This window comes from Streptomyces sp. NPDC059900 (genome assembly GCF_050270335.1).
In the GTDB taxonomy this organism is placed as follows: domain Bacteria; phylum Actinomycetota; class Actinomycetes; order Streptomycetales; family Streptomycetaceae; genus Streptomyces.
On sequence record NZ_JBNNJZ010000171.1, the window covers coordinates 10,416 to 14,967 of the forward strand.

4 protein-coding genes and 1 pseudogene are annotated in these 4,552 nt (G+C 72.0%); 3 read left to right on the forward strand and 2 right to left on the reverse strand.

What is annotated here, in order from left to right:
- From ACQKIP_RS22315 to ACQKIP_RS22325, 3 genes and pseudogenes are all read left to right on the forward strand, one after another.
- Nucleotides 1–226: pseudogene (locus ACQKIP_RS22315) on the forward strand (carbohydrate ABC transporter permease); the annotation flags it as partial.
- Nucleotides 223–828 (forward strand): hypothetical protein, encoded by a 606-nt coding sequence (locus tag ACQKIP_RS22320; protein WP_365854358.1) that lies wholly within the window; start codon nt 223–225, stop codon nt 826–828. The pseudogene ACQKIP_RS22315 and the gene ACQKIP_RS22320, both read left to right, overlap by 4 nt.
- On the forward strand, nt 825–2,648 hold the full coding sequence (locus ACQKIP_RS22325) for a hypothetical protein (RefSeq protein WP_365854356.1): 1,824 nt from the start codon (nt 825–827) through the stop codon (nt 2,646–2,648). Before ACQKIP_RS22320 ends, ACQKIP_RS22325 begins: the two co-directional genes overlap by 4 nt.
- Before the next feature lie 14 nt (nt 2,649–2,662).
- On the opposite strand, the gene ACQKIP_RS22330 is transcribed toward ACQKIP_RS22325, so the two are convergent.
- Complete coding sequence (locus ACQKIP_RS22330) at nt 2,663–3,388, reverse strand: class I SAM-dependent methyltransferase (RefSeq protein WP_365854354.1); 726 nt, start codon at nt 3,386–3,388, stop codon at nt 2,663–2,665.
- A gap of 84 nt (nt 3,389–3,472) precedes the next feature.
- A partial coding sequence (locus ACQKIP_RS22335) for a discoidin domain-containing protein (protein WP_427743877.1) occupies nt 3,473–4,552 on the reverse strand: 1,080 nt, incomplete at its 5' end.

The window sequence follows — 4,552 nt, forward strand, 5'->3', positions numbered from 1 at the left end:
CATCTGGACCTGGAACGACTTCTTCACCCAGCTGATCTATCTCTTCTCGCCGGAGAAGTTCACGCTGACCCTGGCCCTGCGGTCGTTCGTGGACGCCTCCAGCCAGTCGGCGTTCGGCCCGATGTTCGCCATGTCGGTGATCGCACTTCTGCCGATCGTGCTGTTCTTCCTCGCCTTCCAGCGCTTTCTGGTCGAGGGCATGGCCAACTCCGGGGTCAAGGGATGAGCGCCCGGGCCCGCGAGACAGGCGAGATCTTCGGGCCGCGCATGACCCTGTTCGCCGACGTCCTGGCCCTCGGGGTGGTCACGGCCCTTGCCTGTCTGCCGCTGCTCACCGCTCCGGCGGCGCTCTCCACGGCCTGCGCGGTCGTACGCGGCACCAGGGACGAGCAACCCGCCACGGCACGCCGGTACCTGGCGCTGCTGCGCGAACGCCTCCGTCCCGGTGACCTCGCCGCGGGCGCCGTCGCACTCGCCGGGGTGCTCCTGGTCGCCGCGGATCTGGCCCTGGCCGGAGCGGGGCTGCCCGGCGCCCGCGTCTTCGCCGTGACGGCCGCGATGATCGGGACGTGCGCCGTGGTCGTGTGCCTGCGGGCCTGCGCCCGCCCCGAATCGCTCACCGACTGGCGGGCCGCGGTGCGCGGCGCCGCCGGTGACGCGGCGCGGGACGTGGGCGGCAGCGCCCTGGTCCTGTCCGCCCTGGCAGCGGCGGCGCTGTGCGCCTGGATGATGCTGCCGCTCGCGTTCCTCGTGCCCGGGCCGATGGCCCTGGCACTCACCGCCATCGACGTACGGGGCGTTCGTGTGCCCCACGGGGAGACAGCGTGATAGCCCGCAGAACCTTCCTGGCCACCTCCGCCACCGCCACCGCCGCGGGCATCGGCGCCGTCTCCGGCCAGCAGGCGGCAGCGGCGGAGGGCGCCGCGTCCGACAAGACCCGGCGAGACGAGGGCTTCCTCGCCTTCCTCACCGAGGCTGCCGACGCGCGCGCCGCCGCCGTCCTCGACGCATACGACGACCACCTCACCGAGCTGCGCGACCGGGGCAAGGCCCGCGCCGCCGCCCGCAGCCTGCGCACCCTCGCCTCGGTCCACGTACACACCGCATCGGCACACCACCACGACGGCGCACTCCTGGGCCCGCTGACAGAACTCGCGGACACCCTCGCCGAGGAGCAGTTCGACGACGGCCTGTGGGACCAGGGCGCCGTCCACTCGCCGCCCGACACCGCCTTCTCCATCGTCGACCTGAACATCGCCTACGCCCTGCTCGACAAGGACGACGAGCGGTCCACCGCCGAGCTGCGCTCCACGATCGAGCGGATCCTGCGCAAGGCGGGTCCCGGCCTGGCAGGCGGCGGCGTGCACACCGCCAACCACCGATGGCTGGTGTGCTCGGCGCTCTCCCGCATCCACCGGCGCTGGCCCGACCCCTCCTACCCCCGGCGCATCGACGCCTGGCTGGCGGAGGGCATCGACCAGCTCGCGGGCGGCGAGTACAGCGAGCGCAGCCCCACGTACTCGGCGGTGGTCACCAACCCGGCCCTGCTGACCGTCGCCCGCTTCCACGACCGGCGCGACCTGTACGCCCACGTACGCGACAACCTCACGGCCTCGCTGTACGTCACCGAGCCCAACGGCGAGGTGGAGTCCGTCCATTCGCGGCGCCAGGACCAGGCGGCGCTGCGCTACCTGCCCGAGTTCTGGCTCCAGTACCGGGAGCTGGCGATCCGCGACGGGAACGGCACGTTCGCGGCCATGGCCGCGCTGATCCAGGAGCGCGGCACGCAGCAGACCTTCGGCGAGACCCCGCCGGGCGACCGGCTCGCCGAGGTCCTCGATCGCCCCGACCTCGCCCGTGAGCTGCCCGCGCTCAGGGAGCTGCCGACCGACTTCGCGCACCACGACGAAAGCTGCCGCCTGGTGCGGGTGCGCCGCGGCGAGCGGACGGCGAGCATCTTCGGCGGCACGGACCTGCCGCAGCTGCACGCGATCTCGTCGGGACTCTCCACCAACCCCACCTTCTTCAAGATGCGCAAGGGCGCCGCGATCCTGGACTCGCTGCGGCTTGCCCCGCAGTTCTTCTCGCTCGGGCCCTTCCGCTCCGAGGGCCTTGAGCGGCGCGGTGACGCCTGGCGGCTGCACGCGGAGGTCCGTGCGGCCTTCCACCAGCCGCTGCCGCGCCGCCACCGGCGCAAGGACGGCCTCTATCCGCTCACGGACGACGGCCGCTTCTGGTCGGCGATGGACTTCCCGCACCGGACCAAGGAGTACCGGGCGCTGCGTACCGAGATCCTGGTGCGCGAGACGAACCACGGCGGTTGGGAGCTGTCCTTCGACGTATCGGAGTCCGCGGTGCCGCTCGCCCTGGAGCTGTGTTTCCGGCGGGGCGGGCAGCTGGCGGGGGAGGGCCTGGAGCCGGTCGCCGGGGAAGACGACACGTATCAGCTGGTCAGCGGCGAGGCGAGCTACACGGTCGGCGAGGACCGGATCACCTTCGGACCCGGCAACGGCAAGGGCGGCAAGCAGCCTCCCGTGGTCGAGCCGGGGGAGCGCTACACCTGGATGAACGGCTCCCTGACCCCGGACGGCATCCGGGTGCTGATCACCGGCCGCTCGCCGCTGACGTATCGGATGACCCTGAGCTGACGGGGCAGCGGGGACTACGGGCGGCGGGCGAGGAAGACGAACTCCCGGCCGGGGCGGTCCGGGGCGTCGCGGATCTCGTCGACGACGAAGCCGTGCGCCGCGAGCGAGGCGGTCACTTCGTCGCGCTCGCGGAAGCGCAGGGTCGAGTCGGAAGTGAGCCTCTCGCCGGTCGCGGCGAGCACGTAGGTGTGGCGGAAAGACACCAGCGGCAGGCTGACGTCGGTGACGTCCACCCAGGTCTCGACGTCACCGACGCCCTCGACGGCGACCGTGCGGTGGCTGGCGGCGCGGTTCCATTCCTCCCACGCCCGCCGGGCCGGGTCGCGGGTCTCGAAGACGAGGTGGCCGCCGGGCCGCAGGGCGGCGTGGATGCCGCGCAGGCTGTCCTGCCACGCCTGCGGGCCGGCGATGGCCTGGGCCACGTTGGCCGTCATGGTGACGAGGTCGACCTGCATCCCGGGGAGCGTGGTCGCGTCGCCGTGGATCCACCGCACGCGCTCGCTGCCGGGCTTGGAGCGCGCGACGTCCAGGGAGGCGGCGGCCGGGTCCACGCCGGTCACCCGCAGCCCGCGCCCGGCCAGCAGCAGCGCGAACGTGCCGGTGCCGCACCCCACGTCGACCACGTGCCGCGCTGCGAGTTCCCCGGCCAGGTCGGCATATACGTCCAGATCGCTGCGATCCGGGTCGAGCGGGTCGTAGAGCACGGCCAGTTGGGGATGCGTGTACGCCTCGTCCGCCATGCCCGGCACGTTAACAACGCGAGCGGCGGTGGGGGCACTGGTTTTGCGTGCCTCCACCGCCGCTGCCGCCGTTTGAACTGCGTGCTACCGCTTGACGGTCAACTCCTGGATGCCCGCGGGCTTCTTGGCGTCCTTGGAGGTGAACGTCACCCGGACGTAGCGGGCCGTGCCGCCGTCGGGCTCCGCCGTCTTCCAGTGCTGGCCGTCCAGTGAGGTCTGCACCGTCTTCTTCACCGGCTGCACGTCCGTCCAGCGCGGCGTGATCCGCGAGAACGCCGAGGCCTCGCCGAGATCCGCGGTGAGGGTGGCGCGGGCGGCGTCAGGAACCCAGGCGGTGGCGTTGTTGCCGTCGAGAGCGGCCTTCGCGTACTGGCCGGGCTGCTCCGAACTCGCCTTGCCCGTACGGCACCTGGCCAGGTTGTCGGTCGGCTCCAGGTCCGGTCGGCGCGTCTTGAGGTGCGCGGGCGCACCCTGGCTGACGACCTGCTTGCCCTGCGGCGTCTCGATCTCGAAGGGCTCTCCGTGGGTCAGGCGCACGGTGGTCTCGTGCGCGCCGACGGCGATGTCGTACGTACGGCCCTGCCAGTGCTGTCCGTCGAGCTTGACGCCCTCGGAGAGCTGCGGCGGCAGCATGGGGTCGAGGTGCACGCTGTTCTCGCGCAGCCGCTGCCCGGTCAGGCCGTGGGTGAAGACCTGGAGGAAACCGCCCTGGCCGGTGGTGAAGTTCTGCGCCGGGGAGCCCGACAGGGGGTCGGTGGCGCCCGCCTTGTCGCCGCGGGCCTCGGAGAAGAGGTTGAAGGGACCGCGCACGAAGGGCCGGATGGAACGCTCCAGGTAGGTGTACGCGGAGCAGCCGGGCTCGCCGATGGACGCGGCGTCGACGGCGTGCACCGAGTCGGTCATGGCGGGGCCGTCGGGGTCGGTGCGGGCCGCGTAGTAGTCAAGGGTGTTGGTGGCGGCCTGCTTGGACATCGGCCACTCCAGCGGGTACATGAGCAGCACGGTGTCCGCCTGCTTGATGACCGAGCCCTTGTAGCCGTCGTACTGCTGGAAGACCTGCTTCTTCTTGTCGTAGGGGATGCGCAGCTTGTCGGCGACGGTGTCCCAGCTCTTCGGGGTGTCCTTGCCGATGATCTGCGCGACGCGGCCGGCGGTGCGCAGGGT

Bases quoted from the DNA above. Each gene is read 5' to 3' on its own strand.
- ACQKIP_RS22330 (WP_365854354.1), bottom strand. From the start codon at position 3,388: ATGGCGGACGAGGCGTACACGCATCCCCAACTGGCCGTGCTCTACGAC.
- ACQKIP_RS22320 (WP_365854358.1), top strand. From the start codon at position 223: ATGAGCGCCCGGGCCCGCGAGACAGGCGAGATCTTCGGGCCGCGCATG.